Here is a 3,786-nt window from a genome sequence, read left to right on the forward strand (position 1 = left end):
GCACTTGCAGCACTTGCAGCACTTGCAGCACTTGCAGCACTTGCTGCACTTGCTGCACTTGCTGCACTTGCTGCACTTGCAGTACTTGCAGTACTTGCAGTACTTGCAGTACTTGCAGCACTTGCAGCACTTTCAACACTTTCAACACTTGCAGCACTTACTGCAGTTGCAGAACTTGCAACACTTTCAGTACTTTCAGCACTTGCAACACTTGCAACACTTGCAACACTTTCAGTAGTTTCAACACTTTTAATCTGTTCAACTAACAATTCATTTTCAAATGTTTGTTCTGCTCTGTCTTGCTGAGAATCCGCTGATTTAACATCCAGCTCTTCAGGTAAAACTTCACTGTCAACTTCATCACTTAAGCTATCAAGCAAAAGATCACTGTCAATCTCAGCTTCTGCCGCTAAATCTTCCTCAGCGACTGCATCTTTACATTCTTTTCCTTTGCCAGCTAACACGGAACCAAGTAAATCAGAGAAACGTAGCCCTTCCTCTTTTAACAACTCATCACTTTTAACTTCACCGTCAACTGTAGAGGTATCAGACAAACGTTCATTTGCCTGCGATTTGGCTGGGCTGGTTAATAATATTGATTGCATCATACAATAGCTCTCTATAAACAAAATCGATTGCCGTTTAATAGCAAGTGAATAAAAAAGGACATTTATGCCTCTTTTTCAATTTAAAACCGCTTAGCTAATTTATTATTAACTCATAAATTGGGTTTTTATAACTTTTCATAGTTTTCCATATAAGAAAGCAATTTACAGACCAGATCTATCACTCAGAGGTTAGATCGAGGATCTTTTTTGAAAATATTGAAAGGTGGCAAACTCATCGAGTAGTTGTTGCTCTTTACGATCTGCAATTTTCGCTTTTTGTAAGGCTTTTTTCTCAAGTAGCATTGCCATTGCTTTGCAGCCCACTTGACTTTCCATCCACAACTTTTTGTGGGCATGAACATCATATTCAAACTTCACCAAACCTTGTTGCTGTTTAGTAATCCCTTGATCAATTTGCACAATAAACTGCTGATATTTACCAAGCTCTGAAATCGATAAACCCTGTGAGCCTTTTTCAGTTAACTGGGAGATATATTGGCGACGATACTGATGGAGATTTTGCAGTTGACTGCGCTGTTCAAACAAAACCTGTTGTGCTTTTTGGTAGGCACGTAATGCTTGTTCTACTTGTTTTTCTCGCTGTTCATAAACAAGTTGTAATGCATCTCTTGCCATTATTAATTCCTTTATTTAGGGCTTAGCTATTTACAAACTCCTGCGTCAATGTCGCAAGCTGCGTCAAACAATCGTTATAGCTAATAACGTCTTTCATACCTTGTTGCAAGAAGTGATCCAACCTTGGTTTAATGACAATCGCTTTATCGATGCGTGGATCGCTGCCTCTAGCATATGCGCCAATAGTAATTAACTCTTTATTTTCTTGATATAAGGAATAAGCTTGTTTTAATACTCGAGCAAGGGTTTGGTGTTCATCAGAGGTAACCATTGGCATTACACGACTAATCGATTTACCGACATCAATGGCAGGAAAATGCCCAGAATCAGCAAGCTCCCGCGATAAAACAATATGCCCATCAAGGATCGCCCTTGAGGCATCTGCAATCGGATCTTGCAGATCATCCCCCTCTGTTAATACTGTAAAGAAGGCACTGATAGAGCCTTGATTTTCATTACCATTACCTGCGCGTTCAACTAGCGCCGGCAGCTTAGCAAAGACTGAAGGTGGGTAGCCCTTGGTTGCAGGTGGTTCACCAATCGCTAATGCTATTTCACGTTGTGCTTGCGCAAAACGGGTTAATGAATCCATTAACAATAAAACATTTAATCCTTGATCACGAAAATACTCGGCAATAGTGAGTGATGTTTCACACCCTTTTAAACGCATTAACGGTGAAGCATCTGCTGGGGCGGCAATCACCACGGAACGTTTACGTCCCTCGGGACCGAGTATCTCTTCGATAAATTCTTTAACTTCTCGACCACGCTCCCCGATTAAACCAACGACCACCACATCCGCATTGGTACCTCGTGTCATCATGCCTAATAACACACTCTTACCTACACCGGATCCTGCAAAAAGTCCCATTCGCTGCCCCTGCCCTACGGTAAGCAAGGCATTGATTGCTTTGATACCGACATCAAGAGGATCTTTAATCGCTTTACGGTTTAACGGGTTTATCCGCGGATTATTATACTGACTGGTTTGCGCGGTAATAATTTCGCCCTTGCCATCAAGAGGTTGACCAAGACCGTCTAGCACCCGCCCTAAGAGTTCCATACCGACAGGAATACCCTGGGTGTGCGTTTGCGGTATCACTTTTGCGCCAGGCACAACCCCGGTTAAACGCTCACTGGGCATTAAAAACAGACGTTCACCAGAAAAACCAACTACCTCGGCATCAATAAAACCATCATTTGTTTCAACGTGGCACAAACTGCCAACGGCAGCGGTACAACCGATTGCTTCTAACGTCAAACCAACCACGCGAATAAGCTTTCCTGATACGGTAGGGTGGGTGACCGACTCTCCGGTTTGATATTGTGCAATACGCTGCGCAAATTTATTCATTTATGACTTCTTAATTTGAGCTTACTGTTTCACTTGCATCTTGTTCAACAGTCATTTCTGCTGCAGATGACGCTTGAGCGGATTGTTCCGCTTCAGTTGAAACTTGCTTATTTTCAATAGGATGTTCATTGAGCAAATTTGAATCATCATTTTTTTCAGGAAGTCGCTGATGATTTTCTTTAAAAAAGTGTTTCAAGACTTGCTCAATACGGGTGGAAAAGGCGTAATCAACACTCGATGTTTGCGTGTGAATTTGGCAATCACCTCGCGCTAAAACAGGCTCAGCTTGCAAGTCCCAACCGCGTTTTAAACAAACCTCTTCAGAATAAGCATGTTGCACAAATTTAAGATCATCCGGATGTAATAAAATTCTTAATGTTTGCTCTGAAACCGGCAATGCTTCGACAGCTTGCTTTAAGGCTTGTAAAATAATTTGCGGATTACTTTGTACTTCACAACGTGTAATTTGTTCTGCAAGGCTGGTTGCTAAATGAATAAGCTGGTATTCAACATTGTCATCCAATTTTTCAAGGGGGCGATGTAATCGTTCTATTAATGATTGCCACTCAGTGACCTGTTTATCTATCTGCACCTGCCCTTCGGTTAATCCATCTTTAATACCTTGTTCGAGCCCTTGTTGAAGACCGTCCTTTAAACCTTCTGTTTTACCTTCATCAAGTCCTTGTGTAAATCCAGCCTCTTTGCCCTCTGTAAAACCATCTTCGTAAGCCGATTGACGGATCGCTTCAATATCATCAAGTGTTAAAGGTTGAGGCGCCTCTTCAACGGGCTCATCTTCCTTTATCGCATGCTCACTATTATACCAAGTGGCTGGTTTGCCAAATAACGTTGTTTCTTCGGTTTCGTTTGTTTCTGAATCATCAAGTTCAGGTAAAATCCAATTTTCAAACTCATTTTCGTTATCTATCATCTACAGACTATCCTTTTACGGGTTTGAGCTTTATAAAAACTCACCGCCTAACATGATTTCACCGGTATCGGATAAACGGCGCGCTGAATTATTAGCAGGATCGTATTCTTTATAAGAATTCATCACCGGCATCGGATAAACGGCGCGCTGAATTATTAGCAGGTTCGCATTCTTTATAAGAATTCATCACCACCACCGCCACCTAACATAATCTCACCGGCATCGGATAAACGACGCGCTGAATTATTAGCAGGATC

4 protein-coding genes are annotated in these 3,786 nt (G+C 41.8%); all 4 read right to left on the reverse strand.

Annotated features, from left to right (window positions below; genetic code table 11):
• The coding region (locus tag AC4GME_RS14465; protein WP_490375511.1) for a hypothetical protein at window positions 1–608 on the reverse strand (608 nt) is incomplete at its 3' end.
• Between the two features lie 189 nt (window positions 609–797).
• Complete coding sequence (gene fliJ / locus AC4GME_RS14470) at window positions 798–1,244, reverse strand: flagellar export protein FliJ (RefSeq protein WP_490375512.1); 447 nt, start codon at window positions 1,242–1,244, stop codon at window positions 798–800.
• Between the two features lie 22 nt (window positions 1,245–1,266).
• Window positions 1,267–2,598, reverse strand: coding sequence for a flagellar protein export ATPase FliI (gene fliI, locus AC4GME_RS14475; RefSeq protein ID WP_490375513.1), 1,332 nt, complete (start codon window positions 2,596–2,598; stop codon window positions 1,267–1,269).
• Window positions 2,599–2,608: 10 nt separating this feature from the next.
• On the reverse strand, window positions 2,609–3,529 hold the full coding sequence (gene fliH, locus AC4GME_RS14480; protein WP_490375514.1) for a flagellar assembly protein FliH: 921 nt from the start codon (window positions 3,527–3,529) through the stop codon (window positions 2,609–2,611).
• Window positions 3,530–3,786 lie beyond the last annotated feature (257 nt).

This window comes from Psychromonas sp. (assembly GCF_983033635.1).